A 25,854-nucleotide genomic window follows, 5' to 3' on the forward strand; every position below is an offset into this window, starting at 1 on the left:
CTTTCGTCCGAATCCTCACGACGTAGCGTCGGACGAGGAGGCATGTCATGGGCGACATCCGAACACTCGCGGGGACGTCCCCGGCGACCACAGCATCGGCCCTGGTTCCCGGCCCGGACCCCATGGTCCCGCGCCGCTACGTCATCACCCGCGTCCGCCAGGACACCCGCGACACCTTCACGCTCCTGCTCGACCCCGCCGACGGCGCACCGCCGCTCGAGTTCGCGGCCGGCCAGTTCACCATGCTCCACGCGTTCGGCGTGGGGGAGGTGCCCATCAGCATCTCCGGCGCCCCGCTCGAGCACACCATCCGCAACGTCGGCGCCGTCACCCGCGCCCTGGTCGAGGCGGCGCCCGGCACGGAGATCGGGGTGCGCGGCCCCTTCGGGACCACCTGGGCGGTGGACGATGCACGGGGCCACGACGTCGTCTTCGTCACCGGCGGCATCGGGCTGGCGCCGCTGCGGCCGGCGATCCTCGACGTCCTCGCCGAGCGCGACGCCTACGGCAAGGTGCTGCTGCTGTACGGCTCGCGAACGCCCGACGACATCCTCTACGGCGACCAGATGCGCCGCTGGGCCGACCTCAACGGCGTCAACGTCCAGATGACCGTCGACAACGCCCCCTACGGCTACAAGGGCCGGGTGGGGTTCGTGACGGAGCTCATCGCCAAGGCCGGCTTCGACCCGCGGAACGCCTGGGCGTTCGTGTGCGGGCCGGAGGTGATGATGCGGTCCGCCGCGCAGTCGCTGGTCGCCCGCGGGGTGCCCAAGGCGCGGGTGCGGCTCAGCATGGAGCGGTCCATGAAGTGCGGGATCGGGCTGTGCGGGCACTGCCAGCTGCGCGAGCTGTTCATCTGCGTGGACGGGCCGGTGCTGCCGTGGGAGCGGCTCGAGCCGCTCATGAGCGTGAGGGAGCTGTGACATGGCCGAGCACACGCACGAGCACGGCCACGAGCACGGCCACGAGCACGCGGCCGTCGCCACCGACACCCGCCCCAAGCTCGCCGTGTGGAAGTTCGCCTCCTGCGACGGCTGCCAGCTGAGCATCCTCAACTGCGAGGACGAGCTCCTCCAGATCGCCGAGTCCGTCCACATCGCCTACTTTCCCGAGGCCACCCGCGCGGTGGTGGAGGGGCCGTACGACCTCTCCCTGGTGGAGGGGTCGATCACCACCCCGGGCGACGTGGAGCGCATCCACGAGATCCGCGCGCAGTCGGGCACGCTGGTGACCATCGGCGCGTGCGCGACCGCCGGCGGCATCCAGGCGCTGAGGAACTGGGCGGACGTCGACGAGTTTCGGTCGATCGTCTACGCCCACCCCGAGTACCTCTCCACCCTGGACACCTCCACCCCGATCGCCAGCCACGTGGACGTCGACTACGAGCTGCGCGGCTGCCCGGTCGACAAGACCCAGCTGGTCGAGGTGCTCGCCGCCTTCCTCAACGGCCGCAAGCCCCGCATCCCCACCTACTCGGTGTGCGTCGAGTGCAAGCTCAAGGGCAACGTGTGCGTGCCCGTCGCCACGGGCACGCCCTGCCTGGGCCCCGTGACGCAGGCGGGCTGCGGCGCGCTGTGCCCGTCGTACGGCCGCGGCTGCTACGGCTGCTTCGGCCCGCAGGACAGCCCCAACACGGAGGCGATGACCCGCCAGCTCGCGGAGCTGGGCATGACCAACGCGGACATCGTCCGCGTCTACCGGACCTTCAACGCGGGCTCGCCCGAATTCGCGGCCGCGAGCGACAAGGCGGCGGCGGTCGGGGACGCGGCCGCCGCATCGTCCCCCGGAGGTGCGCCATGACCCACCAGCTCAAGGACGGCGGGCAGGTGATGCACGTGGGCATGCTCGCGCGCGTCGAGGGCGAGGGCGGCATGCACATCGAGTTCGAGGACGGCCGCGTCAAGGACGTGAAGCTCAACATCTTCGAGCCGCCGCGCTTCTACGAGGGCTTCCTGCGCGGCCGCAAGTTCACGGAGCCGCCGGACATCACCGCACGCATCTGCGGCATCTGCCCGGTCGCGTACCAGAGCGCGTCCACGGAGGCGATGGAGGCCATCTGCGGCGTCACCACCACCCCCGAGATCCAGCTGATGCGCCGCCTGCTCTACTGCGGCGAGTGGATCGAGTCGCACGCGCTGCACATCTTCATGCTCCACGCGCCGGACTTCCTGGGCTACGAGAGCGTCCTCGAGATGGCCAAGGACCACCCCGACGTGGTCCAGATGGCCCTGCGGCTCAAGAAGGCCGGCAACGACCTCATGACCGTGGTGGGCGGCCGCGCGATCCACCCCGTCAACGTCAAGGTGGGCGGCTTCTACCGGATGCCCACGGTCGCCGAGCTGCAGCGGCTCCGGCCCGACCTCGAGCGCGGACGGGACGATGCGCTGGCCGCCGTCGCCCTGGTCGCGGGCTTCGACTTCCCGGACATGGAGCAGGACTACACCTACGTGGCGCTGCGCCACCCGGACTGGTACCCGCTCGAGCGCGGCACCGAGGTGGTCGCGACCAGCGGGGTGCGGTTCCCTGTCGCGGAGATCCCCGACCACGTCGAGGAGTTCCACGTCGCGCACTCCAACGCGCTGCACGCCCGCTTCGACGGCGGCACGTATTTTGTGGGGCCGCTCGCGCGGTACACGCTGTGCTTCGACCAGCTCTCGCCCGCCACGCAGGAGGCGGCGCTGGCCGCCGGGCTGGGAGAGACGTGCCGCAACCCGTTCAAGTCGATCATCGTGCGCGCGGTCGAGCTCGCGTACGCCTTCGAGGAGGCGCTGCGCATCGTCGACGGCTGGCGCGACGGGCTCGCGGCCTCGGTGCCGGTGGCGCCGCGGGCGGGCGAGGGCGTGGGCGCGTCGGAGGCGCCGCGCGGGCTCATCTGGCACCGCTACCGGATCTCCGAGGACGGGATCATCGAGGACGCCCAGATCGTCCCGCCCACCTCCCAGAACCAGGCCTCCATCGAGGCGGACCTGCGCACCGCCGCGGAGAAGTGGACCCACCTGGACGACCACGCCCTCACGCACCGGTGCGAGGAGGCCATCCGCAACTACGACCCGTGCATCTCCTGCGCGACGCACTTCCTGGACCTGAGGGTGAAGCGATCATGACCGACAAGAACGTGCTGGTGGTCGGGCTCGGCAGCCCCGACCGGGGGGACGATGCGGTGGGCGCCGCCGTCGCGGCCCGCCTCGAGGAGATGGCCCTGGACCGCGTCGACGTGGTGACGCGCGAGGACCCCACGCAGCTGGTCCAGCTGTGGGAGGGGCACGGCGCGGCGCTCGTGATCGACGCGGTGATGTCCGGTCGGCCGCCGGGGACGCTGCACATCCGCGAGGTGGGCGACGCGGGCGAGCCCCTGCCCACCCACGCGTTCACGGCCGCGGGCCGCGGCGGCAGCCACGCCTTCGGGCTGGCGGGCGCCGTCGAGCTGGCCCGCACCCTGGGCACCCTGCCCACGCACGTCACCGTCGTGGGCGTCGAGGCCGGCACCTTCGACCACGGGCCCATGTCCCCGGAGGTGGAGGCCAAGCTCGACGACGCCGTCAAGACCGCCGCCGCCGAGCTCCTCGAGCTCAGGAAGGAGCTGGAGTGATGTGCCTGGGAAGCATCGCCAGGGTGGTCGAGGCGCGCGACGACGGCCGGCTCGTGGTACTTGAAGGCGGCAGGCTTGAGCGCGGCGGGCTCGAGCGCGGCGGGGTCGAGGGCGGCGGGGGCGAGGGCGGCGCGCGTCGCGAGGTCCTCGCCATGACCCTGGCCGGGGACGATTCGGTGGGCGGCCCGGGCGGCGCGCCGGCCGGCCCCTGCCGGCCCGGCGACTGGGTGGTGATCCAGTCGGGCTTCGCGCTCGAGCGGGTCTCCGAGGCGGAGGCGCTCGAGGCGCTGCGGATCAGGGGGCATGAGATCCGGGGGCTGGACCCGGTGAAGGCTCACGAGGAGGTGGCGCCATGATGACGACCCGTTCGCGCGGCATCGCGCTCGCCGGCGGCACGGCCGCCATCAGCGGCGTGGCCGTCTACGTCAACGGCTTCGGGGTGGCGGCGTACGGCGACGCCACCGCGTACACGACCGCCAAGAACGCCATGGCGGCCCTGGTGATCGGTCTGGCGTTCGTGGCGGCCCGCGGGATGGCGGGCGCGCGGTCCGTGGCGCTGACCCGGCCCGCCCGGCCCGGCCACTGGTGGGGGCTCGCGTCCGTCGCGATCCTGGGCGGCGCGGTGCCGTTCGTGCTGTTCTTCGAGGGTCTCGCCTCCACCGCCTCGACGCAGGCGGCGTTCCTGCACAAGACGCTGGTGATCTGGGTCGCGCTGCTCGCCGTGGTGGTGCTGAGGGAGCGGCTCACGTGGTGGCACCTGGGGGCCATCGGCCTGCTGGTGCTCGCGCAGTGGGGGCTCGCGGGCGAGGTGAGCCTGATCGCGGATCCGGGCCTCGCGCTCATCGCCGCCGCCACGCTGATGTGGGCGGTCGAGGTCGCGATCTCCAAGCGGCTGCTGCGCGATGTGACGCCGTGGACCGTGTCCGTGACGCGCATGGGCGGCGGCACGCTCGCGCTGCTGGCGTGGTGCGCGGGGACCGGCCGCGCCGGGGCGGTGCTGCCCGCGACGGCCGCGCAGCTGGGCTGGGTGCTGCTCACCGGCGTGCTGCTGGCGGGGTACGTGCTCACGTGGCACCAGGCGCTCGCGCGGGCGCAGGCCGTGGACGTCACCGCGGTGCTGGTGCTCGGCGCTCTCGTCACGGCGGCGCTCGCGGGCGCGCTCGACGGCGTCCCGCTCGCGGCCAAGGCGCCGTGGCTGGTCCTGCTCGCCGCCGGCGGTGCGATGATCTGGCTCGCGCCGCGCTCGCGCACGGCGGGCGGCCCCGCCCGGGGCGCCGCGGGCGCCCTGCCCGCTGGGACCCCGCGCGGGAGGCGAGGGACGTGATGACCCGGCCGGGGCATCGTCCACCGTCAGGCGAGACCGACGGTGCGGTGCTCTTCGGCCGGTACGCCTTCCCGCCCAACGACCTGGGCTATTGCGGGCCCGACCGCGCGGGCGAGCTGCTCGAGCGCGTCGGCGCCGGAGCGTCCGGCCGGGCGCTCGAGGAGGTCGCGCGCGGCTTCGAGGGCGCGTGGCCGTACCTCGAGCTCATCTCGGAGTGCCTGGGGCGTGCCCCGCTGGACCCCGCGGTGGTCGAGGCCTACTGGCTGGGCGGACCCGAGCTCGCGCGGTGCGGCGGGGCGGCCTTCGCCGGGTCCCTGGAGACCCGCTTCCGGCCGCGGCTGACGCGCCTCGAGTACGAGCGGCTCGCCGAGGCCGTCGCGCGGGGCGCGACCCCGCATCACAGCTTCCACGTGTTCGGGGTCTACCCCTGGGTGGGCCTGCTGAGGGGAGGGCGGGTCGAGGAGCCGCTCGAGGTGCTGGACCGCTGCCGGATCCGCTGGGGTCGGGTCGCGGACGTTGAGGGAGACGTGGCGCTGGTGGAGACCCGGCGCCTGGCGTGGGACGGACGGGCGCTGAGCCTGGGACCGCCCGCCGCCGAGACCGCGCGGTTCCGCCGCGACGGTCACGCCCTCGCCCGGCCGTTCAGGCGCGGCGACCTCGTGTCGCTGCACTGGGACTGGGTGTGCGACCGCATCGGGCCCACGGGGCTGGCCCGGCTGCGGACCACGACGCTCGCGGAGCTGCGGGCCGTCAACGCGTGCACGTACTCGGCGCCGGCGACGGTGCTCGCCTGAAAGGAGAGGGCCATGCACATCCCCGATGGAGTTCTGGATCCTGGAGTGCTGGCGGTGTCCGGCGTCGCGGCCGCGGGCGCGGTCGTCGCGGCCGGCTGGACGATGCGACGGGGACTGTCCGGTGCGCGCGGCCGGGTCGGGCTGGCGCTCGCCGGCGGGGCCGGCGTGCTGGTGGCGCACCTGGTCGACGTGTCGCTGGGCGGGGCGCAGACCGCGCACCTCATGGGCGGCGCGCTGCTCGCGATCGCGCTGGGCCCGTCGCTCGGGCTGGCCGTGATGACGGCCGTGCTGGCGCTCGAGGCGCTCGCGTGGGGCGACGGGGGAGTCGCGGCGCTGGGTGCGAACGTGCTGATCATGGGTGTGGCCGGCGTGTGGGGCGGCTGGTTCGCGTACCGCGGGGTGCTGCGGGCGGTGGCGCGGATGCGGGGCTCCGGCGCGCTGCGTGGCGGCGCGCCCGGCGACCGGTGGCGCGTGGCGGCGGCCGCGGCGGGCGGCCTCGCGAGCGTGCTCGCGTCGACCGTCACGCTGGTGGCGGTGAACGCCGCGAGCGGGCTCGCGGTGGGCGCGGTGCTGCCGCACCATCTCGCGTGGGCCGTCCTGGAGGCCGCCGTGACCGCCGCGGTGGTGGCGCTCGCGCTCGGGTGGGCGGCGCATCGTTCCCGGGCACGCGAGGTGGTGCACCGGCACGTCCACGTGCTCGACGGAGACCTGGAGGCGTTGGGGTAGAGCCGGCGTGCCCGCAGCCTGCGCCGCGGTGTCGGACCCATCCGGGACAATGGCGATCGTGTCCGCGACCGCCCGCGCCCTGCGCCTCCTTCAACGACTGGAGGAGGACGCCGCCTGGCGCCTGCTGCGCGCGGACAACGCCCCCATCGTCGCGGCGCTGCTCAAGGAGCACCTCGACGGGGACGCGACCCGCCTCGACGCGGAGGACCTGTACGAGCGCCTCGACGCGGACCTCGAGGACCTGCGCACCCACGGGCTGAGCCTGCCGCAGACGGCTCAGGCGTACGTCAAGCAGTGGCGCGACGCCGGCTTCCTGGTGCGTCGCGCCGCCGGGGACACGCGCGTCGAGACCCTCGAGCTCTCCGGCGCCGGCGTCGCGGCGCTGCGCTTCCTCGAATCCCGCGACGCCCCGCGCCGCTCGCTCACCGAGTCCCGCCTCGCGAGCCTGTCGACTCAGCTGCGTCAGCTGGCGATCGACACGGACCCGTCCTCCGCGCGGCGCCTCGAGCGCCTGCTCGAGGAGCGCGACGCGCTCGACGCCCGCATCGCCGCCATCCAGGAGGGAAGGGACGATGCCCTGGCGGGGGAGCGCGCGATCGAGCGGGTTCAGGACCTGCTCGCCCAGGCGGCCGAGGTGCCCGACGACTTCGCGCGCGTCAGAACCGAGTTCGAGGAGCTCAACGGGCTGCTGCGCCGCCGCATCCTCGAGTCGGGGGAGTCGCAGCGGGCGGTGCTCGACGACGTGTTCCGGGGCGTCGACCTGATCGGCGAGTCCGACGCTGGGCGTTCGTTCGCGGGCTTCAGCGCGCTGGTGCTGGACCCGTCGCTCGGTGCGGCCTTCGAGGAGGACGTGCGTCAGGTGCTCGAGCGCGACTTCGCCCGCTCGCTCACGGTGGCCGAGCGGCGGGCGCTGCGCGAGTTCCTCACCACCCTCAAGGATCGCAGCGCGGAGATCCACGACGTCATCACCCAGTTCGCGCGCGGGCTGCGGCGCTACGTGCGCTCCCAGGATTACCAGCGTGATCGCGTCCTGCGGGGGCTCATTCAGGAGGCGCTCGGCTCGGCCCGCGAGGTCGCAGACTCGATCAAGCCGTGGGCGCCGCTGGGCATCGACCAGCCGCTCACGCACGTCGCGCTGCGCAGCGTGGGCGCGCTCGCGTTGCACGACCCCTCCGAGTTCCATGCGGCGCGCGAGATCGAGACCCACGACGGCGAGGTCGCGAGTCTCGAGGACCTGCGCGCGCTCGCCCGCGCCACCGAGGTCGACTTCGATGAACTCACCGCCAACGTCAACACGGTCCTGACCGCGGCCCGCGCCCGGGGCGACGCCCGTGCATCGGTCACCGTGGGCGACGTGCTCGCCGCGCACCCGGCCACCCAGGGCGTCGCCAGCATCGTCGGGCTGCTCGCGCTCGCGGCCGCCCACGGCGAGGTTCCCGAGGGCGCCGAGCCCGAGCCGCTCGCCTGGACCGGCGCCGACGGCGCCGCCCGGCAGGCGCGCGTCCGGCGCCACCTGTTCACCGCGCCCATCGGCGGGGCGTCCGCGCGCACCGCCTTCCCGTCCCACACCAGGAGGCCCCTGTGACCCACGACGACCCGGACCTCGCCGCCGCGGGCGAGGCGTTCGACGCGCGGCCGCGGCTGTGGCCCGGCGACACCGGCGCGCTGGTGGATGGCTCGCGTCGCGCGCTGCTGTCGCTCGTGCGCGGGCCGTACCTGTCGCGCGACCGCGAGCCCGCGAACTGGGCGGCGTTGCTCGCCGACGAGCCCGCGATCCGCTCGCGCCTGCACGACCTGTTCCTCGACCTGGTGCTGGACCCGGACGCGGAGGTCGCCTTCGTGCGGTCCGTGGCCGGCGAGGGGAACGACGCTCCGGTCGCCGTGCGCTCGGAGGCGCTCACGTATCTGGACACGGTCATGCTGCTCGCGCTGCGTCAGCGGCTCATCCACGACGAGGGGCAGGGTCGCGTGATCGTCGGTCAAGACGAGCTCTACGAGGAGCTTCAGGTGTTCCGCAGCGCCGACCGCGACGAGGCGGACTTCACCAAGCGGCTCAACTCGTCGTGGGGCAAGATGCTCAACAAGCTGCGCGTGCTGCACACCGTGGAGGAGGGGCGCGCGGAGATCTCGCCGGTCGTGCGCCTGCTGGTCGACGCGGACCGGGTGCGCGAGCTGCGGGCGGCCTTCGAGGCGGCGCGATGACGCTGCAACTGGACCTGGGCCTGGTCGAGAGTCATCCGCAGTGGCGCCTCGCGCGCGTCGAGGTGGTCAACTGGGGCACCTTCGACGGGCACCACACGGTCGACGTCGCGCGCCAGGGGCACCTGTTCACGGGCGCCTCGGGGTCGGGGAAGTCGTCGCTCCTCGACGCGATCGCGGCGGTCATCACGCCCGACAAGTGGGTGCGCTTCAACGCGGCCGCCGTCGACTCCGCGGCCGGTCGCGAGGACCGCAACAAGGTCAGCTACGTGCGCGGCGCCTGGAGCAAGGAGGCCGACGAGGTCGAGGATCGCACCGTCGCGTCCTACCTGCGCCCCGGCGCGACGTGGTCGGGGATCCTGCTGCGCTACGAGGACGACGAGGCGGAGCCGGTCACGCTCGTGCGCCTGTTCCACGCCCGCGGCACGGGCACGGATCCCAAGGCGCTCTCGGACGCGTGCGTCATCACCCGCGGGCGCGAGGGGCTGTTGGACTTCCAGGAATTCGCCGCCCGCGGCATCGAGGTGCGGCGGCTCAAGCAGGAACTCAACCCCGTCGTGGTGACCTCCGGCGGCTCGCACGGCGGCTTCTACGCGCGGCTGCGGACCCTGTTGGGCATCGCGAGCGACAACGCGCTCAAGCTGTTGCACAAGACGCAGGCGGCCAAGAACCTGGGCACGCTCGACACCCTGTTCCGGGAGTTCATGCTCGACGAGCCGCGCACGTTCGAGCGCTCCGACAATGCCGTCGCGCAGTTCGGCGAGCTGCGCGAGGCGTACGAGCACGTGGTGGACCTGCGGCGTCAGGCGGATCAGCTGCGGCTCGCGGTCGAGTCGGCCGACGCGTTCGAGGAGGCCGCGGGGGCGGCCGCCGAGGCCGAGCGGCTCGGCGACCTGGTGCAGGCGTACGCGGACCGGGTCAAGCGCGACCTGGCCGAACAGGCCCTGCACGATGCGGAGGTCGCCGTCGCGACCACCGGCCAGGAGTGGGAGCGGGCCCGCGCCGTCGCGGGCGAGGCGAACGATGCGTGGGACGCGGCGCGCGTCGCGACCGCCCGGGTGGGCGGCACCGACGCGTCGCAGCTGCGCAAGCGCATCGGCGAGGCCGAGGACCGCGTCCGCGTCGTGGGTGAGGCGAGGACGCGGCTGGAGGGGCGGCTGCGCGCCTCCGGGATCGACCTGCCCGGCTCCGCCGCCGACTTCGCGGAGCTGGTGGTGGCCGCGCGGCGCGAGCTCGACGCCCCGCCGCCGTCGCCCGTCGCGCACGAGCTCCACGACGCCCACGCGGGGGCACGCAGGTCCGTGTCCAGGCTCGAAACGGAACTGGAGGCGCTGCGCCACCGTCGCTCCAACATGGACGCCGCGCTGCTGGCCATCCGCGAGCGGCTCGCGGCTGACCTGGGCGTCCCCGAGAACGCCCTGCCGTTCGCGGGCGAGCTCATCGACGTGCGCGAGGAGCACGCGGACTGGACCGGGGCGATCGAGCGCGTGCTCGCGCCGCTGGCGACGGCCCTGCTGGTGCGCGCGGACAGGATGCAGGCCGTGCGACGGCTCGTGGACGGCCGGCACCTGGGTGTGCGACTCGTCCTCGAGGAGGTGCCGCTCGAGGTCGAGGCCCCGCCACGGGTGCGGGACGCGAGCTCCGTGGTGCACAAGGTGAGCGTCGCCGAAGGGACGTATGCCGCCTACCTCCACCGGCGCATCGGCCGCGACTTCGACATCGCGTGCGTCGACGGTCCCGACGCGCTCGCCGGGGTCGCCCGCGGCGTGACCATCGCGGGCCTGTACAAGCGGTCCGCACACCGGTACGAGAAGAACGACCGCCGCCGCGTGGACGACCGCGCCGCGTGGGTGCTGGGCGGGTCCAACGACGGCAAGATCGAGCTGCTGCAGGAGCGCCTGGTGGCCGCCCGGCGCGAGCTCGCGTCCCGCGGTGCGGAGGTCGAGTCGGCCGATCGCGCGCGCCAGGCCGTGCTCGACCGGCGCAGGACCCTCGAGGACGTGGCCGCCACCGACTATGCGCGGGTGGACGTGGCGCAGGCGGAGCGCGTGGTCGTGGCGTTGCGGGCCGAGCTCGAGACGCTGGTGCGGCCGGACAGCGACCTCGACCGGGCGATCCGTGCCGAGCAGGACGCCCAGGAGTCCTACGAGCGGCTCGCGGCGGCCGCCTCGCAGGCCCAGACGGCGCATCTCAAGGCCGAGGCCGAGTGTGAGCGCATCGGCGCGATCCTCGCCGGCGTCGCCGATGCCGCCCCGCTCGAGGCCGCCGACGCCGACGCGATCGACGCGCGCTTCACCGCCGTGCGGCGCTCGCGCACCATCGACACCATCGACCGCACCGCGACCGAGGTGGGTGCCACGCTGGCTCGCGAGGCCAAGGAGGCGCAGCGCCGGGTCCAGGGCGCGGCCGCGGCGTTCGCGGCGCGGGCGGCCACCTACACGACCACGTGGCCGGCGCAGGCGGCGGACCTGGCCCCCGAGATCGACGACCGCCACGGCTTCCGGGCGCGGCTCGAGGGCATCGTCTCGCAGGGCCTGCCCGCCCACGAGGCCAACTTCCTGCGCCTCCTGCGGGAACGCTCGCGCGACACGTTGATCCACCTGCGCGACGAGATCATGAACGCGCCGCGGCGGGTCGAGGAGCGCGTCGACCCCGTCAACGAGTCGCTGCGCCGCTCGCCGTTCGACGTGGGCAGCCACCTCGAGATCAAGGTCAAGACGCGGCGCTCCGGGGAGGTCGAGGACTTCCTGGGCGACCTTCGCGCGATCGTCGACGGCACGTGGGCGGAGGAGACGCTCGCCTCCGCGGAGAGGCGCTTCGCGGTCCTCGCGCGCGTGATGGTCCGGCTGGGCTCGTCGGAGTCGGCCGACCGCGCCTGGCGCCGGCGGGTGCTCGACACGCGCGAGCACGTCACGTTCCTCGCCCGCGAGCTCGAAGCGGACGGGTCCGTCAGGTCCGTGCACGACTCCTCCGCGGGCCTGTCCGGCGGCCAGCGCCAACGACTCGTGGTGTTCTGCCTCGCCGCCGCGCTGCGCTACCAGCTCGCCTCCGAGGATCAGATGATCCCGCGCTACGGCACCATCGTCCTCGACGAGGCCTTCGACAAGTCGGACTCGAACTACACACGCATGGCGATGGACATCTTCGTCGAGTTCGGCTTCCACATGGTGCTCGCGACGCCGCAGAAGCTGCTCCAGACGCTCGAGCCGTACCTGGGCGCCGTCACCTCGGTGTCGAACCCGACGCGTCGGGCCTCGTCGATGGCGCACGTGAGGTTCGAGGCGGTCGAGGCGGCCGAGGCGTGAGCGGCAGTCCCGGCGCGGCGCGTGCGGTGACGCCGGAGGACCTGGCGACCCGGGCATCGTCCCTGTACAAGCGAGAGGCGCGAGGCTGGGCCGCTGACCCGGACGCCGCCGTCGCCGCCGAGCTGAGCCTCCCGCTGAGGCCGCCCACCGAGCGGACCGTCCTGAGCGACCTCGACGGGGCGCTCGCGTGGGTGGCGCGGTGGCGCGAGGCCGAGGCGATGGGCCTCGCGACCGTGACATGGGTGACGCGCAGGTGGATCTCCGTGGGTGCGCAGAGCGTGCCCGAGCGGGCGACGGCGGCGGGCGCCGATGCGATTGCTGCCGTGGCGGGCCTCGCCACGGAGTGGGCGACGATGCGAGACCGGTGCGCGGCCCTGCGCGCGGCGCTGCTGCCCACCGCCGGGTGGCCGGACGCGGTGGTGACGGCGCTGCGGCGACACGCGGGAGCGATCGCGGGCCTCGAGGCCCGCGACTTCGACGTGCTCGCCGGCGTGGTGACGTGGCTGGCCGCGCACCCGGTGTCGGGGAGGCACATTCGTGAGCTCCCCATCCGCGGTATCGACACCAAGTGGCTCGAGGCTCACCGCGCGGTGGTCGAGGGGCTGGTCGCCGCGGTCACCGGCCGCGAGGGGCTGGGCCTGAAGCAGGCGCCGGTGCGCGTGCGTCTGCGGGCGCTCGACCCGGACCTCGCGTGTGGTGGGTTGCGCGACATCACGGCGCCGGTGGACGAGCTCGCGGGCCTCGCCTGTCGGCCGCGCGCGGTCCTGGTGACGGAGAACCTCGCGAGCCTGCTTGCTCTGCCGGACATGCCCGGGGTGATCGGCGCGCACGGCGCCGGCTACGCGGTGGACGCGCTCGCGGGCCTGCCGTGGGTGCGTGGCGCGCGGGTGCTCTATTGGGGCGACCTCGACAGCCACGGGTTCGCGATTCTCAACCGTGCCCGGGCCGCAGGTCTCGACGCCGAGTCCGTGCTGATGGACGCCGCGACCCTCGCCGAGCACCGCGACCTGTGGGTGCCGGAGCCCCGGCCCTCGACGGCCACGCTCGCGCATCTCACGCCGGGGGAACGCGAGGCGCTCGAGGCGCTCGAATCGGAGGGCTACCCGCGCCTCGAGCAGGAGCGGGTGCCATGGGAGACGGCGCTGGCGGCGCTGCGCGAGGCGGTGGGCGAGTAGGGATTGTGGTGCCGTGCCGGTTGTCGCGGTCGAGGACCCCCGCGTCCTCGCCACCATTCGCGCCGACCGGCACGCAGAGGTGCTGGAGTACCTCGCTCGGCTCGCAATCGACGACCCGCGAGACCTTCCGCCGCTGATGCTCCCGTTGCTGGTCGAACTCCCGCCTGCCTGAGTGGGCCTTCACGCGCTCGATCGCGTGGTCACCCGGGCGCGATGACACGGTGCGCAGCTCGTTGCCCCCTCGTCGGCGGACCGTCGACCACGTTGCTCACAGGGGGTGACGCGGAAAGGAGGGGCCGATAAGGTTGCCTTATGACGTTGGTCGATGAGTACCTCGGTGCCCGGCGCGACGAGGACCGCGCTCGCCTGCGGCGAGCGCTCGCGCTTCGGGCGATGGCGGCCGGGGGAATGTCGCAGCGGCAGATTGCGGAGCGTCTCGGGATCTCCCAGCCGGCGGTGAGTCAGCAGTTCCGGTCCGTGTCCCGTGTCGACGGCGTGGCCCCACACGAACTCCTCGACGCTGCAGCGCCGGTTCTCAAGGCGCTCGCGGCCGAGCACGGCTATACGCGCCTCGCCGTGTTCGGGTCGGTGGCGCGACGCGAGGCGCGGCAGGACTCCGACATCGATCTCCTGGTCGAGGCTCCGGTGGGCACCTCGTCGTTCGAGTTCGTAGCCTTCGCTCGCCTGCTCGAAGAGGTCCTGGGGCGCGACGTCGACCTGGTCCCCTATGGAAGCATCCAGGCTGGCCACGACGATGACATTCTTCGCGACGCCATGGAGTTGTGATGGAGGCGCGAGTCGCGAAGGAGCTGCTCCACATCCAGTCGTGGCTCGAGTGGGTCGACGCGATCGTGGCGCGGGGCCGCGACGCGTACCTGGCCGACCCCCTGCTCCAGGAAGCCGGCGACTCGCTGATGATGAAGGTGGGCGAGGCGGCGAACCGACTCGCAAGTCTGGGGCTGGCCGCACCTGCGGGGGTCGACTGGGCGTTGGCGGTCGCGAACCGCAACTTCATCGTCCACCGGTATCACCGGGTCGACCGCGCCATGACCTGGCTCACGCTCAGCGTGGATCTGCCGCGGTGGCGGATCGCGCTGGCGTCCCTCTTCGTCGAAGCGGCGGCGAGCGTCTCGGGCGACTAGGACCGAGCCGTTCCCGGTCCGGCGCTCGCCCGGCGGGGGCCGGCGATCAGTCCACCGCACCCGCCTTCGCGACCACGCGACTCGAGCCGTCCGCGGCCTTCGTGACCTCGAGCCGCGCCGGGATCGCGTCGTGCATCGCCTCGACGTGGGAGATGAGTCCGACCGTGCGGCCCGAGGCGCGCAGGTCGTCCAGCGTCGACATCGCGACCTCGAGCGTGTCCCCGTCGAGCGAGCCGAAGCCCTCGTCGATGAACAGCGTCGACAGCTCGATGCCGCCCGCCTCACTCGTGACCGTCTCCGCGAGCCCGAGCGCGAGCGACAGCGACGCCAGGAACGTCTCGCCGCCGCTGAGCGACCGCGTCGAGCGCGACTGGCCCGTGTGCGCGTCCGCGATCCGCAGTGCCAGACCCGTCTCCTTGTTGCGGTACTGCGACGAGTCGTCGTGCTCGAGCCGGTACTGCCCGCTCGACATGGTCTGCAGGCGCCCGTTCGCCGCCGCGACGATCCGCTCCAGCTTGGATGCGAGCACGAACGACTCGAGCCGCAGCCGCCGTTCGTTCGGCGCCTTGCCCTCGAGTGAGTCGGCCAGCGTGAGGACGGCGTCGCGCTCCGCGCGCGCCCGGGCGGTGGTCGCGCCGAGCTCGTCGTGTTCGGCCCGGAGTTCGCCCAGGGCGGCGGCGCGGGACCATGCCGCGGTCGCCTCCTCGATCGCCCGGTCGCGGGCGTCGGCGGCCTCGATCGAGGCGAGCTCGAGCGCCGGGAGGTCCGCGACCTCCTCGGGCAGGTCGCGGTCGGACAGCTCCGCGACGACGCCGCGGGCGGAGGCCAGCTCGGTGCGGTAGCGGTCGGCGGCCTGCTCGAGGCGCGCGAGCTCGGCCGGGTCGAGGGCCGCGGCGCGGGCCTCCTCGGCCCCGCCGGCCTCCGCGGTGGGGAATCCGGCGGCGGAGAGCGCCTCGTCGAGCGCGGTGCGGGCCTTCGCGTCCGCGGCGGCGGCGTCCTCGGCGCGCTCGTTGGCGTCGATGAGCCGCGCCAGCAGGGACTTCGCGGACTCGAGCGCGGCGACGTAGGCGGCGACGCTCGCGTAGGCATCGGGTCGCTGGGCCGCGGCGTCGCGTGCCGCGGCCAGCGCGGTGGCCGCCTCCGTGACCGAAGCCTGGGCGTTCTCGAGCTCGGCGGTGTGGGTGTCCGCTTTCGCCTTGAGGGTCTGCTCGCGCGCGGCGAGCCTGTCGAGCTCCTTGTCGAGCCGGACGCGCTCGGCGGTGGCCTCGACGGCGGCGCGGTGGGTGTCTCGGGCGGCCTCGAGCGCGGCCGCGGCGGACTCGGCGTCGCCCTCGCCGGCCTTCTCGCGGGCGGCGCCCAGGCGGCGGTCGACGTCGGCGCGGGCCTCGCGGGCCGTCCCGAGCGCGGCGTCCGCGGCGCGGACGGTCTCGAAGGCCTCGTCGACCTGCTCGTCCGTGACGTGATCGTCGGACGGCTGGGCCGGGGAGGGGTGGTCGACCCCGCCGCACACGGGGCAGGGCTCGCCGTCGACCAACTCCTCGGCGAGGTGGGCGGCCTGCGAGCGCAGCCGCCGCGTGACCAGGTCCGCGTGCGTGGCGGAGGCGGCCGCATGCTCCTGAGCGCGGGTGGCCTCGGTGGCGCTCGCGGCGGCGAGCTGGGCCTCGAGCGTGGCGACCAGGGCGTGCGCCTCGACCGCGTCCGTGGCGCGCGTGACCGCGGCCGCCAGGTCCTCGGCGCGCGCCGCGACGCCCGCGGCGGCCTCGCGTGCCTCGCGCAGCCGCTGCTCCTCCTTGGGGAGGGCGTCGATCTGCTCGCGGGTGGCGCTCTGCGCCTCGCGGGCCGCCTCGACGGACTCGACGGCGCGGGCGTGGGTGGCCTCGAGTGCGGGGATCGACCTCTCGGCGGTCAGCGCGGCCGTGGTCTCGCCCAGCTCGGTCGCGAGCTCCGACGCGCGCGCCCTCAGCTCGGATTCCCCGGCCCCGGCGATGTCGCCGGACGGCCACGCGAGGCCGGCCGACGCATCGTCCCGTGCCCGGTCGCGCTCTTCGGCGAGCGAGGTGGAGGCGTCGGAGGCGGCGCGGGCGGCGCGATCGGCCTCGCGCAGCGGCCCGGCGACTGGGACGGCGCGGCGGGCGAGGGCCACACGGGCCTCGCGCTCGGCCTGCGTCGGCGCGTCGTGCCCGAGTTCGGTGACCGTCACGGTCGCCTTGGCGAGGCGGTCGCGGATCCGCTCGGTCTCCCGGGCCTCGTGGAGCGCGGCGGCCGCGGCCTCCGCGGAGGCCGTCGCCAGGGTGCGGGCGTGCGCGGACGTCTCCCGCGCATCGTCCACCGAGACGCGGGCCGCCTCCCAGAAGGCGGCGCGCTCGGCGGCCGGCGGGACGTCGACCGCGACGAGCGTGGCGGCGCGGCGGACCAGCTCGGCGAGCTGCGCATCGGCCGCCTCGACCTGCGCCTGGCGGGCCTTGGCGACGTCGCGGATGCGCTGCTCGAGGTCCTCGAACCGCTGCGTGCCGAACAGCGAGCGCAGCACGGTGCGGCGCTCGCTCGTGTCCGCCTTGAGGAACTCGGCGAAGCGGCCCTGCGCGAGCAGGATCACCTGGAGGAACTGATCGCCGGTGAGGGGGACCGTGTGGGCAACGTGCTCGGCGACCTCGCGGGGCATCGCGGCGAGGATCTCCCAGCCGCCGCGGTCGACGTAGAGCTTCGCGGACGCCTTCTCCTCGGTCAGGCCGGTGCCGCGCTTCTTGGCGCGCCAATACGAGGGGGAACGCTCAATGCGGTAGCGGGTGGTGCCCAGTTCGTACTCGAGCGCGACGCGCGTGACGTCATCCTCGCCGCAGAAGTGGCTGCGCAGCACGGGCTCGGCCTTGTCGTAGCGCGGTACCTTGTCGTAGAGCGCGAAGCAGATCGCGTCGAGGATGGTCGACTTGCCGGCGCCGGTGCGGCCGGTGATCGCGAACAGGCCCTCCTGCTCGAACGCGGTGAAGTCGATGGTCTGGGCGTCGCGGTAGGGGCCGAAGCCCTCGATCTCGAGTCGCAGGATCCTCATCGGGTGGCCTCCTTGGCCTCGAGGGCGCCGAGCGCGTCGGTGACGAGGCCGCGCTCCTGGTCGTCGAGGGCGGCGCCGTTGCGGACGTAGGCGAGGAACTCGTCGACGATCTCGAGGTCGGTCCGGCCCTCGACGCGCTGCGCGTACGTGGCCTCGCCGTGGTCGTGGACGGTGGCGGGCCGGTGCGTGAGCGTCACCGCGTGCGGGTAGACGGTCTGGAGGGTGCGCATGGCGTCGCGGGGGAGCTGGTCGTCGGTGAGGACCGCGTCGACCCAGGCGTCGTGCGCGCCGGGGTGGGCGTCGGCGTCGAGAAGTTGGGCGAGCGTGCCCTCGAGCCGCACCGCGGGCCGCGGCGTGGGCAGCTCGAGCCACTCGACCTGCGGCTCCGTGCCGGGGGCGCCCAGGTCGACGATCCACGCGCCCTTGGCGCCCGAGATCTCCCCGAAGGAGAACCGCAGCGGCGCGCCCGAGTAGCGGATGTGCGGGCGCAGGGTCGCGTGCGAGTGGATGTGGCCCAGCGCGACGTAGTCCGCGCCGTCGAAGGTGTCGAGGCCCACGATGTTGAGGCCGCCGCGCGAGATGTCGCGCTCCTCGGCCCGGCCCGACTCCTCGGTGGTGTCGGAGACGCCGGAGGCGAAGCAGTGGGAGGCCACGACGTAGCGGGCGTCCGCGCCGCCCCGCTCCCGTGCATCGTCCCTGATCAATCCCATGGCGAAGGTGAGCGCGTCCTGGTGCGTCGAGCCCTCGAACTCGGGGAAGGCCGCGCGCAGGAACTCGGGGTGGACGTAGGGGATGCCGTAGAGGAGGACGTCGCCGTGGGCGTCGGCGAGCGTGACCGGGACGGCGATCTCCGTGAGGCGCGTGCGCAGGTGGACGCCGCCGAACGCGGCGAAGTCGGCCAGGTGGCCCAGGCGCGCGGGGCCGTCGTGGTTGCCGGAGGTGAGCAGCACGGTGGCGCCGGCTGCTCGGATCGCGGCGACGGCGCGGTTGAGCATGGTGAAGGCGTCGGCCTTGGGGGTGGAGCTGTCGAAGACGTCGCCGGCGACCACGACCGCGTCGATGCGGTGCTTCGTGACCGCGGCGGCGAGCGCGTCGAGGACCTGGGCGAGGTGCTCGTCGGTGGAATGGCCGTGGAACGTGCGGCCGATGTGCCAGTCGGAGGTGTGCAGGAGGCGCATGACCGGAGGCTAACGCGAGCCACCGACAGCGTCGGTCCTCAGCCCTCGAGCACGTGGGCGCCCACCACCGGGATCCCGTACTCGCGCGCCTTCCGCGCCTTGCCCGAGTTCGACCCCGGGTCCAGCGCGATCACCGCGGCGACCGCCTTCTTGACGCTCGGATGGACCCCGAGCCCTCGCGAGGCGGCGAGCGCGCCCAGGCGCGCCTTCTCGTCGGCCCCGAACCCCGTGAAGACCACCAGGTCGCCCGGGTTCAGGTCGATGCCCGCGCTCACGCGCGAGACCAGGGACGATGCATGGGCCAGCAGTGCCTCGACCTCCAGATCGCTCCGGTCGAGCAGGCGCGCCAGCTTGATGATGAGGGCGCGCTCGCGCGGGGTGATGACGTCGTCGGCGCAGACCGCGTCGACGACGCCCAGCAGGTAGCGGCGGTGGAGCGCGTCCTGCTGCGCGGTGCCCAGGCCCAGCCGTCGCGCGAGCGCCGAGAGCGCGGCGCGCTCGTCCGAGGTGATGCGCTCGTCGACCAGCACGCGGCCCAGGAGGTCCAGGTATTCGGCGCCGCCCAGGATGTCGGTGGACAGGTCGAACCCGGCGATCACGCGCGCGAGCAGGCCCGAGCCGGGCGCGGCGGCTCCCCGGACCACGGGCGTGGTGGCGCGGGGCGCCGGGGCGGGCCAGCGCATCGTCCCTGCACAATCCCGCCAGGGGTGGGCGACGGCGGCGTCGACCGCGAGGTACCGCTGAAGCACCTGGGCCGTGGCCTCGGCGTCGTTGAGCGCGGCGTGGGCGCCGTCGAGGCGGATCCCGAAGTGCCGGCAGCACTCGCCCAGCTTCGCGGGCGCGCCGAAGGCGGGCGCGAGGCGCATGGTGCACAGGGCCGCGTCGCGGAGGTCGACCGGGAAGCCGGCGCGGGCGTACTCGGCGGTGAGGAAGGCGGTGTCGAAGGTCGCGTTGTGGGCGACCAGGACGCGGCCCGCGAGGAGTTCGGTGAGGTCGCCCACGACGTCCGCGAACAGGGGAGCGATGCGCGCGTCCGTGGCGTCGATGCCGTGGACGTGCTGCGCGCCCAGGTCGCGCTGGGGGTTGACCAGGGTGGTGTAGGCGTCCTCGCGGCGGCCGTCGGCGTCGAGCAGGACCACGCCGATCTCGCAGATGCGGTCGCGGGTGTTGTACGCGAATCCGGTGGTCTCGAGGTCCACCACTGCGAAGCCGGTCACCAGGAGATTGTCCCAGCGGCGGGGTGGCTGTCAGGCCCCCTCTGGGGTGGCTGTCAGCCCCCCTCTCTAGCGTGATTCTCATCAGTTGCCGAGCACCCGGCCCGGCCCGGAGAGGAGAGTCATGAACCGCATTGCACGCCGCCTGATCGTCGTCGACCTGGAGAACCTGCTGGGCTGCTCGCCCGAGGTCGCCTCGGACTCGTGCTGGGAGCGCGCGCTCGCCGGCGCCCTCGAGGCGGTCGAGTACCGCGCCGAGTCGGACCACCTGGTCATCGGGGTCGGCCCCGACTGGGTCTTCACGGCCGCCGCGCTCGCCCCGCAGGCCCGCCTGGTGACCCGCGCCGGGCGCGACGGCGCGGACGACGTCCTGTGCGAGTGGCTCGAGGACGTCGACGACGTGGTGGCGCGCTACCGCGACGTGGTCATCGCCTCCGGCGACCACGCGTTCATCCGGCCGATGCGCCGGCTGGCTGCCGTCGGGCGGCCCGCGATCCTCGCGGCCCTACCCTCGCAGGCGGCCATGGGCATCGACTACTTCGCCGATCAGGTGCTCTGGCTCGAGCGCCCGGCGAACGTGCTCGGCGACGCGGCGTACGTGTCCATCGCGGACGGCATGCGCCGCGTCGCCACGGCGCGGCACCGCGGCGCGGACGCGCTGGCGCTCGCCGCGTAGGGGGAGGAGGCGCGGTCCGAGACGTTCGTGGGGGCCGTCTCGGGCCGCGCGAACCCCCAGAACGGGGGATTGTGGCAAGCCGTGCATTGGGCCATGCTCGCGGTGGAATCCGCCCGTCCCCCCGGAGTGCTCATGTCTCTGCCGTCCCGGCTCCTGCGCGCCGCGCTCGTCGTCGTCGTGATCCTCGGGGCCGCGCTCGTGACCGGTGCGGGTCTGCTGTGGGTCGCCGGCCATGTCCCGTACTTCTACGGGACCGAGCGCGCGCTCACGCTCGTGGTCGCCTCCGCCGTGCTGCCGCTCGCGGGGTACGCGCTCGTCCGGTCGTTGAGGCGCGTGCTGACCGGCGGGCCCGCCTTCGTCATTCACTCCTGACGGGGGCCGGGACGTGCCGCGAGGTTCGTCGCGGCGTCATGCGTCGCGGCGTCACTCGTCGCCTAGGTGAACCGGCTCCAGGAAGGTCGCGATCGCGTGGGCAAGTTCGGCCGCATGGGTGAGGGCGAGCGAGTGGTCCGCGTGCAGCACCACCACTTCGCTGGCCTTGGGCAGCGCCTTCATCAGCGCCGCGCGCTCCGAGCGGAACCAGTCGCGCGAGTCCGCCGCCCCGACCAGGAGGGTGGGCGCGGCGACGGCTGCCGCATCGTCCCCGGTGAACGACCAGTCGAGCAGGGCCGGGACGTCGGAGTCGAAAAAGGCACTCGCGTCCTGGTCGACGCGCGCCACCGAGCCGGGCACGAGCCGGTCGAGGTCGAGCCGCCAGTGGCGGTCGGCATAGCCGTGCATGAAGCGCTCCGTGGCGACGGCGCTGCCCAATTCCGCATGCTCGGCGAGCAGCCTCCGGCCCGACTCGACGAAGTCGCCCCGTGCCTTCGACAGCATGGGCGGCGGCTCGACGAGGCAGAGGCGGCGGACGCGGTCGGGGGCGTCGGCCGCCAGCTGGAGCGCGACGGCGGCGCTGTAGGAGACGCCGACCACGTCCGCGGCGTCGATCTCGAGGGCGTCGAGCAACTCCACGGCGTCCCGGGCGTCGCCGGCAATGGAGCGCGGCTCGGGCCGCGGCTCGCTCGCGCCGTAGCCGCGCCGCCGCAGGGCGTGCACGGTGCGGGCGGAGGACAGCGTGCTGTCGCGGGCGACCGGGAGAAGCTCGTCCACGGTGAGCGCCGTGCCGATCGCGAGCAGCGGCGGGCCGGAGCCGAACGAGCCGACCTCGAGCCGGGCGTCGTCGGTCTCGACGAGCCGCCAGGTCTCCGTCGCGGTGCTCATACAGTCTTGGGCACGGAGCCCGTCAGCTTGCCCCAGCCGCACATGAAGCCGTGGAAGCCGTCCTTGGTCGGACCGAACATGAGCGGACATCCGCCGTCGATGACGGTCAGCCCGTGGTCACGGCCGTACGCGGCGGCCTCGGGCTCGACGCTGCCGGGGCCCGTGCCGCGGTGCATCCAGACTTCGGAGATGCCCGCGTCGATCGCCTGCTTCACGGTGGCCATCGCGTGCTCGGGGCGGGTGCCGATCACCACCGCCTCGACGCCGCCGGGCACGGAGGCGAGGTCCGGGTAGCAGGGGTCGCCGTCGATCGCGTCGGCGTGCGGATTGATGGGAACGGCCTCGTATCCGCGTTCCTTGAGGCGTTGATAGACGGCGTTGCTGCCATGTCCTGCGGGCTTGCGCGACACCCCGGTCACCGCGATCCGGCGGTGGGCGAGGAAGTGCTCGGCGGCTTCGGCGATCGTGGCCATCGCGGGCTCCTTCGATGCGGCGGGGACCTCCCTCCATCCTGTGCCCGGTGCGGTGTTGGTGCAACGCGAGCGGGTGGCTCGTTCGGCGACCGGCAACCAGCTACCCCTCAGGCGCGGGAATCTCGCGAGAGCGACTATCAGATACCCATTCGGGTTCTGGTGGGGCGAGACGTCACTCGGAGTCGGTGGCCTCCCACGGGGTCCCCTCGATGTCCGTCGGGGTGCCGCTCCCTTGTACCGCGTTCCAGATGAAGCCGTCCGGGTACGGGTGGGCCACCCAGGTGTGGGTGAGGAGCCCGTCGTCGTTGTAGAACTGGATGGCGACGCCCGCCAGGGCGAACGGCTCGTCCTCGGCGTTGGTCCCGCTCCAGACGAAGAGGCTTCCCGTGGTCGAGCCGTCGGGGTCGATCCAACTGTGCACGTTGTCGATCGTGGCCTCGGCGGTCGTGAAGAGGGTGCCCCTCATCCCGAAGCGCCAACTGGTGCTCCCCAAGGTCTCGTTGTGCAACCTCGCGCCGTCGATCACGTAGTACGAGAGCTCGTCGAGGAGCGCGTCGGGGTCGGCGCGCAAGGAGTCGTCCGCGAGCAGCGCCTCCTGCTCCGCATCGTGCTTGACCACGAGCACGTACCTGAGGAGGACGGCATCGACGTGGTCCTGCAGTGCGTCGCGCTCGGCCGTGATGTTCTCGAGCTGGTGCTCGAGCTCCGCGACAGCGGCTTCCTGTCGAGCGCGCTCCTCGCCATCGCCGCAGCCGGAGACCGCGCCGAGAGCGCCGAGCGTCGCGAGCGCGCCGAGCCCCGCGACGAGGGGCTTCGTGATTGTCGCGCGCGATCGCATGGTGGCGCGCCCTCCCTTCCTCAGGCCCCGCCGGAGTCCGCTGCCGCGACCTCGTCCCACGGCGTCCCGGTCGCGTCGGTCGGGGTGCCGGCGCCCCTGATCGCCTCGCGGACGAACTCGTCGGTGTACGGGTACCCCACCCACTCGTGGGTGATGAGCCCGTCGTCGTCGTAGGTCATGACGGACACACCGATCAGTGCGAAGGGGTTGCCCTGCGCGTTGGTGCCGTGCCAGACCCACAGGCTCCCGGACGTGGAGCCGTCGGGGTCGGTCCATTGGCGCACCGTGTCGATCCGAGCCTCGACGTCGCCGGAGAGCGTGGAGAACCACGCGGAGCGGTAGCCGATCGACCCGAAGACGTCGTCCTCCATCTGTGCGCCGTCGGTGGCGAAGGCGGCGAGCCGGTCCACCATCGTGGCGATGTCGTCGTAGGCGGACTCGTCGGCCAGCACCGCCTCGACCTCGGCCTTGGCCGCGACCACCTTGTCGTACCGGGCGGCGGCGCCGTCGAGTTGCGCCTGCAACTCGTCCCGCTCCGCCGTCATCGCAGCGACCTGCTCTTCGAGGTCGGCGATCGTGGCGGCCTGATCGTCGCCGCTGCATCCGGCGAGGCCGACCAGTGCGAGCGCGCCTACGAAGGCCACCGCCGCCGTCCTCCGCGCGGACACGATGCGCCTCCGCTCCCTGCCTCGCCCGGAGGTGTTTCGGGGCACGGGCGAACGGGGCAATATCGCGATCTTCCTGCCCTTTCAGGATACGCCCGGCCGTGCGGTGGTGCAGATTGAGGGTGAAGGGCGGCGCAGGCTAGGGGCGGGGCAACAGTCCGAACGACAACCAGCTACCCCTCACACACAGGAACCTCGCGAGAACGACGGTGAGCTACCCATTTCGGGTCGGGGGGGCGTGCGGGGCGGGGTGGGGCAAGTGCGGGGCGCCCCCGACACGACGCCGGTAGCGAACACCTGTTGCCCACATCGCGCGCCCCCGCGACACTGGATTCATGGCCTCGCGGCGTCCCCGCAGCACCCGGGCCGCGCGTCCCGAGGTGCAGGCGTTGCGTGCCCGCCCGTCCTGTGACGTGCTCGTGATCGGCGGCGGGATCAACGGCGTGGCGACGTTCCGCGACCTCGCGATGCAGGGGGTCGACGTCGCGCTGGTCGAACGGGGCGACATCGCGGGGGAGACCTCGGCCGCGAGCAGCCGCATGATCCACGGCGGCCTGCGTTACCTCGAGAACGGCGAGTTCCGCCTGGTCCGCGAGGCCGTCGCCGAGCGCAACGACCTCCTGTCCACCGCGCCCCACCACGTCCACCCGCTCGCGACCACCATTCCGCTGCGCCACACCTGGTCGGGCCTCGCGAGCGCCCCGTTGCGGTTCCTCGCCGGCCGGGGCCCGCAGCGTCGGCACGAGCGCGGCGCCGCCCTGGTGATCGCCGGCCTGAAGATCTACGACTCGTATTCGCGCGTGGGCAGGGCCCAGGACGGCACCGCGGTGCCGCGCCACCGCATCGTCGGCCGCGAGGACACCTTCGCGGAACTGCCCGACCTCCACCCCGAGACCCGCATGTCCGCCACCTATTGGGACGCGGCCGTATGGGCGCCCGAGCGGCTCGCGCTCGAGGTCGCGCTCGACGCCCTCGCCGCGGAGTCGCGCGCCCGCCTCGCCACCTACGCCGAGGCCGTCGGCGTCCCCGAGCCCGGCGTCGTGACGGTCCGCGACACGCTCACGGGCGAGGAGATCCCGCTGCGACCGCGCGTGGTCGTCAACGCGGCGGGCCCGTTCGTCGACCTGGTCCACGGCGCGCTCGGCGAGCAGACGTCGCACGTGGGCGGCTCCAAGGGCTCGCACATCGTGGTCGACAGCCCCGCGCTCCACGCCGCCTGCCGGGGGCGTGAGATCTTCTTCGAGAACGACGACGGCCGCATCGTCCTCGTCTACCCCCAGCACGGCCGCGTCATCCTCGGCACCACGGACATCCCCGCGAGCCCGCTCGAGCCCGCGCGCTGCACCGAGGGCGAGGTCGACTACTTCATCGAGCTCGCCGCGCGCGTGTTCCCGGGCATCCCCGTGCGGCGCGAGCAGATCGTCTACCGCTACGCGGGCATTCGCCCGCTTCCCAGGGACGATGCTGCGGATCCCGGGCGTGTCAGCCGCGACTACCGCGTGGTCGAGTCGGCGCTGCCGGGCGGGGTGCCGCTCCTGTCCGTGGTCGGGGGGAAGTGGACCACCTTCCGGGCGCTGGGGGAGTCGGTGGCCGATGCGGTGCTTCCCATCCTCGGTCGCGCCCGGGTGGCGTCGACGCGGGGAGCGGCGATCGGCGGCGGTCGGGGCTTCCCCTCCGCGGACGATCGGCCGGCGTGGATCGCCGAGCACATGCCGGGCCTCACGGTCGAGCGCGCCGACACCCTCCTCACCCGCTACGGAACCCGCGCGGAGCGGATCGCGCGGGCCGAGCGCGGGCGCTGGGCCGACAACACCGACTCGGTGCTCGGCTGGCTCGGCTGGGCCGGCGAGCGGATCACGCATGGCACCCCCCTCAAGCACGCCCCCGAGTACACGCGCGAGGAGATCCGGTGGATCTGCCGCCACGAGCGCGTGGTCCGGCTCGAGGACCTGGTGCTGCGGCGCACCACCCTCGCGTTCGAGGGGCGGATCAGCGGCGCGCTGCTCGTGGAGCTCGCGGACGTGGTCGGCGACGCGCTGGGGTGGCGTGGCCGGCGCCGGCGCGAGGAGGTCGCGGCCGTGCGGGACGTGCTGCGCGAGGCCCACGGGGTGGACCTGGGGGCGCGGGCGCTGCCGGTGTGATCGCCGCGGCGACAACCACCTACCCCTCAGGTGCAAAGATTGGCCAGAAGCGACCGTGGTCTACCCATTCGCGGAGGTACCCATTCGCGGAGGTACCCATGCGCGA

The 25,854-nt window shown here is 73.7% G+C and carries 25 protein-coding genes; 18 read left to right on the forward strand and 7 right to left on the reverse strand.

All coding sequences use genetic code 11. The features are described 5' to 3' along the window. The first annotated feature begins 47 nt into the window (after positions 1 to 47). From AOM03_RS00065 to AOM03_RS00130, 15 genes are all read left to right on the forward strand, one after another. A complete protein-coding gene (locus AOM03_RS00065) occupies positions 48 to 923 on the forward strand; it encodes an FAD/NAD(P)-binding protein (RefSeq protein WP_082091972.1) in 876 nt (291 codons plus the stop codon). Position 924: 1 nt separating this feature from the next. After that, the gene (locus AOM03_RS00070) at positions 925 to 1,800 is read left to right on the forward strand and encodes an NADH-quinone oxidoreductase subunit B family protein (protein ID WP_082091973.1); all 876 of its coding nucleotides are present in this window, start codon (positions 925 to 927) and stop codon (positions 1,798 to 1,800) included. After that, positions 1,797 to 3,104 carry a Ni/Fe hydrogenase subunit alpha gene (locus AOM03_RS00075; protein WP_062377056.1) on the forward strand — a complete coding sequence of 436 codons (1,308 nt, stop codon included), beginning with the start codon at positions 1,797 to 1,799 and terminating at the stop codon, positions 3,102 to 3,104. Before AOM03_RS00070 ends, AOM03_RS00075 begins: the two co-directional genes overlap by 4 nt. Beyond that, on the forward strand, positions 3,101 to 3,589 hold the full coding sequence (locus tag AOM03_RS00080) for a hydrogenase maturation protease (RefSeq protein ID WP_062377059.1): 489 nt from the start codon (positions 3,101 to 3,103) through the stop codon (positions 3,587 to 3,589). Before AOM03_RS00075 ends, AOM03_RS00080 begins: the two co-directional genes overlap by 4 nt. Next, positions 3,586 to 3,945, forward strand: a complete 360-nt coding sequence (locus AOM03_RS00085; protein ID WP_062377061.1) for a HypC/HybG/HupF family hydrogenase formation chaperone — start codon at positions 3,586 to 3,588, stop codon at positions 3,943 to 3,945. Before AOM03_RS00080 ends, AOM03_RS00085 begins: the two co-directional genes overlap by 4 nt. Next, positions 3,942 to 4,913, forward strand: coding sequence for a DMT family transporter (locus AOM03_RS00090; RefSeq protein WP_062377063.1), 972 nt, complete (start codon positions 3,942 to 3,944; stop codon positions 4,911 to 4,913). The genes AOM03_RS00085 and AOM03_RS00090 overlap by 4 nt, the downstream gene beginning before the upstream one ends. Further along, positions 4,913 to 5,707, forward strand: a complete 795-nt coding sequence (locus AOM03_RS00095; protein ID WP_062379021.1) for a DUF6390 family protein — start codon at positions 4,913 to 4,915, stop codon at positions 5,705 to 5,707. The genes AOM03_RS00090 and AOM03_RS00095 overlap by 1 nt, the downstream gene beginning before the upstream one ends. A 12-nt stretch (positions 5,708 to 5,719) precedes the next feature. Then, a complete protein-coding gene (locus tag AOM03_RS00100; protein ID WP_082091974.1) occupies positions 5,720 to 6,433 on the forward strand; it encodes an energy-coupling factor ABC transporter permease in 714 nt (237 codons plus the stop codon). A 58-nt stretch (positions 6,434 to 6,491) separates the two neighbouring features. Further along, complete coding sequence (locus AOM03_RS00105; protein WP_082091975.1) at positions 6,492 to 8,018, forward strand: DUF3375 domain-containing protein; 1,527 nt, start codon at positions 6,492 to 6,494, stop codon at positions 8,016 to 8,018. Next, positions 8,015 to 8,635, forward strand: a complete 621-nt coding sequence (locus AOM03_RS00110; RefSeq protein ID WP_227589819.1) for a DUF4194 domain-containing protein — start codon at positions 8,015 to 8,017, stop codon at positions 8,633 to 8,635. The genes AOM03_RS00105 and AOM03_RS00110 overlap by 4 nt, the downstream gene beginning before the upstream one ends. Continuing rightward, positions 8,632 to 11,937, forward strand: coding sequence for an ATP-binding protein (locus AOM03_RS00115; protein WP_062377068.1), 3,306 nt, complete (start codon positions 8,632 to 8,634; stop codon positions 11,935 to 11,937). Before AOM03_RS00110 ends, AOM03_RS00115 begins: the two co-directional genes overlap by 4 nt. Continuing rightward, on the forward strand, positions 11,934 to 13,112 hold the full coding sequence (locus AOM03_RS00120) for a Wadjet anti-phage system protein JetD domain-containing protein (RefSeq protein WP_082091976.1): 1,179 nt from the start codon (positions 11,934 to 11,936) through the stop codon (positions 13,110 to 13,112). Before AOM03_RS00115 ends, AOM03_RS00120 begins: the two co-directional genes overlap by 4 nt. A 13-nt stretch (positions 13,113 to 13,125) precedes the next feature. Continuing rightward, complete coding sequence (locus tag AOM03_RS12575; RefSeq protein WP_156157550.1) at positions 13,126 to 13,284, forward strand: hypothetical protein; 159 nt, start codon at positions 13,126 to 13,128, stop codon at positions 13,282 to 13,284. 140 nt (positions 13,285 to 13,424) lie between these two features. Beyond that, the gene (locus AOM03_RS12315) at positions 13,425 to 13,898 is read left to right on the forward strand and encodes a nucleotidyltransferase domain-containing protein (RefSeq protein WP_082091977.1); all 474 of its coding nucleotides are present in this window, start codon (positions 13,425 to 13,427) and stop codon (positions 13,896 to 13,898) included. Further along, positions 13,898 to 14,254 (forward strand): HepT-like ribonuclease domain-containing protein, encoded by a 357-nt coding sequence (locus AOM03_RS00130; protein WP_062377071.1) that lies wholly within the window; start codon positions 13,898 to 13,900, stop codon positions 14,252 to 14,254. Before AOM03_RS12315 ends, AOM03_RS00130 begins: the two co-directional genes overlap by 1 nt. Positions 14,255 to 14,300: 46 nt before the next feature. Here the strand turns inward: AOM03_RS00130 and AOM03_RS00135 are convergent, their stop codons facing one another. From AOM03_RS00135 to AOM03_RS00145, 3 genes are read right to left on the reverse strand one after another with little or no spacing between them, the layout of a single operon-like run. Next, positions 14,301 to 17,303, reverse strand: coding sequence for an AAA family ATPase (locus AOM03_RS00135; protein ID WP_062377074.1), 3,003 nt, complete (start codon positions 17,301 to 17,303; stop codon positions 14,301 to 14,303). Continuing rightward, positions 17,300 to 18,481, reverse strand: coding sequence for an exonuclease SbcCD subunit D (locus AOM03_RS00140; protein ID WP_062377077.1), 1,182 nt, complete (start codon positions 18,479 to 18,481; stop codon positions 17,300 to 17,302). The genes AOM03_RS00135 and AOM03_RS00140 overlap by 4 nt, the downstream gene beginning before the upstream one ends. A 38-nt stretch (positions 18,482 to 18,519) precedes the next feature. Continuing rightward, positions 18,520 to 19,698: an exonuclease domain-containing protein gene (locus AOM03_RS00145; protein ID WP_062377079.1), complete on the reverse strand. Its 1,179-nt coding sequence runs from the start codon at positions 19,696 to 19,698 to the stop codon at positions 18,520 to 18,522. 121 nt (positions 19,699 to 19,819) lie between these two features. On the opposite strand from AOM03_RS00145, the gene AOM03_RS00150 reads away from it, so the two are divergent. Together AOM03_RS00150 and AOM03_RS00155 are read left to right on the forward strand one after the other, a co-directional pair. Next, positions 19,820 to 20,371, forward strand: coding sequence for a hypothetical protein (locus AOM03_RS00150; protein WP_062377081.1), 552 nt, complete (start codon positions 19,820 to 19,822; stop codon positions 20,369 to 20,371). A 132-nt stretch (positions 20,372 to 20,503) separates the two neighbouring features. Beyond that, positions 20,504 to 20,743, forward strand: a complete 240-nt coding sequence (locus AOM03_RS00155; protein WP_156157551.1) for a hypothetical protein — start codon at positions 20,504 to 20,506, stop codon at positions 20,741 to 20,743. Between the two features lie 51 nt (positions 20,744 to 20,794). On the opposite strand, the gene AOM03_RS00160 is transcribed toward AOM03_RS00155, so the two are convergent. From AOM03_RS00160 to AOM03_RS00175, 4 genes are all read right to left on the reverse strand, one after another. After that, positions 20,795 to 21,631, reverse strand: coding sequence for an alpha/beta fold hydrolase (locus AOM03_RS00160; RefSeq protein ID WP_062377085.1), 837 nt, complete (start codon positions 21,629 to 21,631; stop codon positions 20,795 to 20,797). Further along, entirely contained in the window at positions 21,628 to 22,104 is a 477-nt protein-coding gene (locus AOM03_RS00165; protein WP_062377088.1) for a CoA-binding protein, read from the reverse strand. The genes AOM03_RS00160 and AOM03_RS00165 overlap by 4 nt, the downstream gene beginning before the upstream one ends. 172 nt (positions 22,105 to 22,276) lie before the next feature. Beyond that, positions 22,277 to 22,942 (reverse strand): hypothetical protein, encoded by a 666-nt coding sequence (locus tag AOM03_RS00170; RefSeq protein WP_062377090.1) that lies wholly within the window; start codon positions 22,940 to 22,942, stop codon positions 22,277 to 22,279. A gap of 20 nt (positions 22,943 to 22,962) precedes the next feature. Next, the gene (locus AOM03_RS00175) at positions 22,963 to 23,586 is read right to left on the reverse strand and encodes a hypothetical protein (RefSeq protein ID WP_062377092.1); all 624 of its coding nucleotides are present in this window, start codon (positions 23,584 to 23,586) and stop codon (positions 22,963 to 22,965) included. 356 nt (positions 23,587 to 23,942) lie between these two features. On the opposite strand from AOM03_RS00175, the gene AOM03_RS00180 reads away from it, so the two are divergent. After that, complete coding sequence (locus tag AOM03_RS00180) at positions 23,943 to 25,748, forward strand: glycerol-3-phosphate dehydrogenase/oxidase (protein ID WP_062377095.1); 1,806 nt, start codon at positions 23,943 to 23,945, stop codon at positions 25,746 to 25,748. The last annotated feature ends 106 nt before the right edge of the window (positions 25,749 to 25,854 follow it).

This window comes from Demequina pelophila (assembly GCF_000971175.1).
Classification (GTDB): Bacteria; Actinomycetota; Actinomycetes; order Actinomycetales; family Demequinaceae; genus Demequina; species Demequina pelophila.

Excerpts from the sequence above, each read along its gene's own strand:
- AOM03_RS00140 (WP_062377077.1), bottom strand. The coding sequence starts at position 18,481 with ATGCGCCTCCTGCACACCTCCGACTGGCACATCGGCCGCACGTTCCAC.
- AOM03_RS00160 (WP_062377085.1), bottom strand. The coding sequence starts at position 21,631 with ATGAGCACCGCGACGGAGACCTGGCGGCTCGTCGAGACCGACGACGCC.
- AOM03_RS00075 (WP_062377056.1), top strand. The coding sequence starts at position 1,797 with ATGACCCACCAGCTCAAGGACGGCGGGCAGGTGATGCACGTGGGCATG.
- AOM03_RS00095 (WP_062379021.1), top strand. The coding sequence starts at position 4,913 with ATGACCCGGCCGGGGCATCGTCCACCGTCAGGCGAGACCGACGGTGCG.
- AOM03_RS00065 (WP_082091972.1), top strand. The coding sequence starts at position 48 with ATGGGCGACATCCGAACACTCGCGGGGACGTCCCCGGCGACCACAGCA.
- AOM03_RS00130 (WP_062377071.1), top strand. The coding sequence starts at position 13,898 with ATGGAGGCGCGAGTCGCGAAGGAGCTGCTCCACATCCAGTCGTGGCTC.
- AOM03_RS00115 (WP_062377068.1), top strand. The coding sequence starts at position 8,632 with ATGACGCTGCAACTGGACCTGGGCCTGGTCGAGAGTCATCCGCAGTGG.
- AOM03_RS00135 (WP_062377074.1), bottom strand. The coding sequence starts at position 17,303 with ATGAGGATCCTGCGACTCGAGATCGAGGGCTTCGGCCCCTACCGCGAC.
- AOM03_RS00090 (WP_062377063.1), top strand. The coding sequence starts at position 3,942 with ATGATGACGACCCGTTCGCGCGGCATCGCGCTCGCCGGCGGCACGGCC.
- AOM03_RS00100 (WP_082091974.1), top strand. The coding sequence starts at position 5,720 with ATGCACATCCCCGATGGAGTTCTGGATCCTGGAGTGCTGGCGGTGTCC.
- AOM03_RS00165 (WP_062377088.1), bottom strand. The coding sequence starts at position 22,104 with ATGGCCACGATCGCCGAAGCCGCCGAGCACTTCCTCGCCCACCGCCGG.
- AOM03_RS00170 (WP_062377090.1), bottom strand. The coding sequence starts at position 22,942 with ATGCGATCGCGCGCGACAATCACGAAGCCCCTCGTCGCGGGGCTCGGC.
- AOM03_RS00180 (WP_062377095.1), top strand. The coding sequence starts at position 23,943 with ATGGCCTCGCGGCGTCCCCGCAGCACCCGGGCCGCGCGTCCCGAGGTG.
- AOM03_RS12315 (WP_082091977.1), top strand. The coding sequence starts at position 13,425 with ATGACGTTGGTCGATGAGTACCTCGGTGCCCGGCGCGACGAGGACCGC.
- AOM03_RS00155 (WP_156157551.1), top strand. The coding sequence starts at position 20,504 with ATGTCTCTGCCGTCCCGGCTCCTGCGCGCCGCGCTCGTCGTCGTCGTG.
- AOM03_RS00070 (WP_082091973.1), top strand. The coding sequence starts at position 925 with ATGGCCGAGCACACGCACGAGCACGGCCACGAGCACGGCCACGAGCAC.
- AOM03_RS00080 (WP_062377059.1), top strand. The coding sequence starts at position 3,101 with ATGACCGACAAGAACGTGCTGGTGGTCGGGCTCGGCAGCCCCGACCGG.
- AOM03_RS00150 (WP_062377081.1), top strand. The coding sequence starts at position 19,820 with ATGAACCGCATTGCACGCCGCCTGATCGTCGTCGACCTGGAGAACCTG.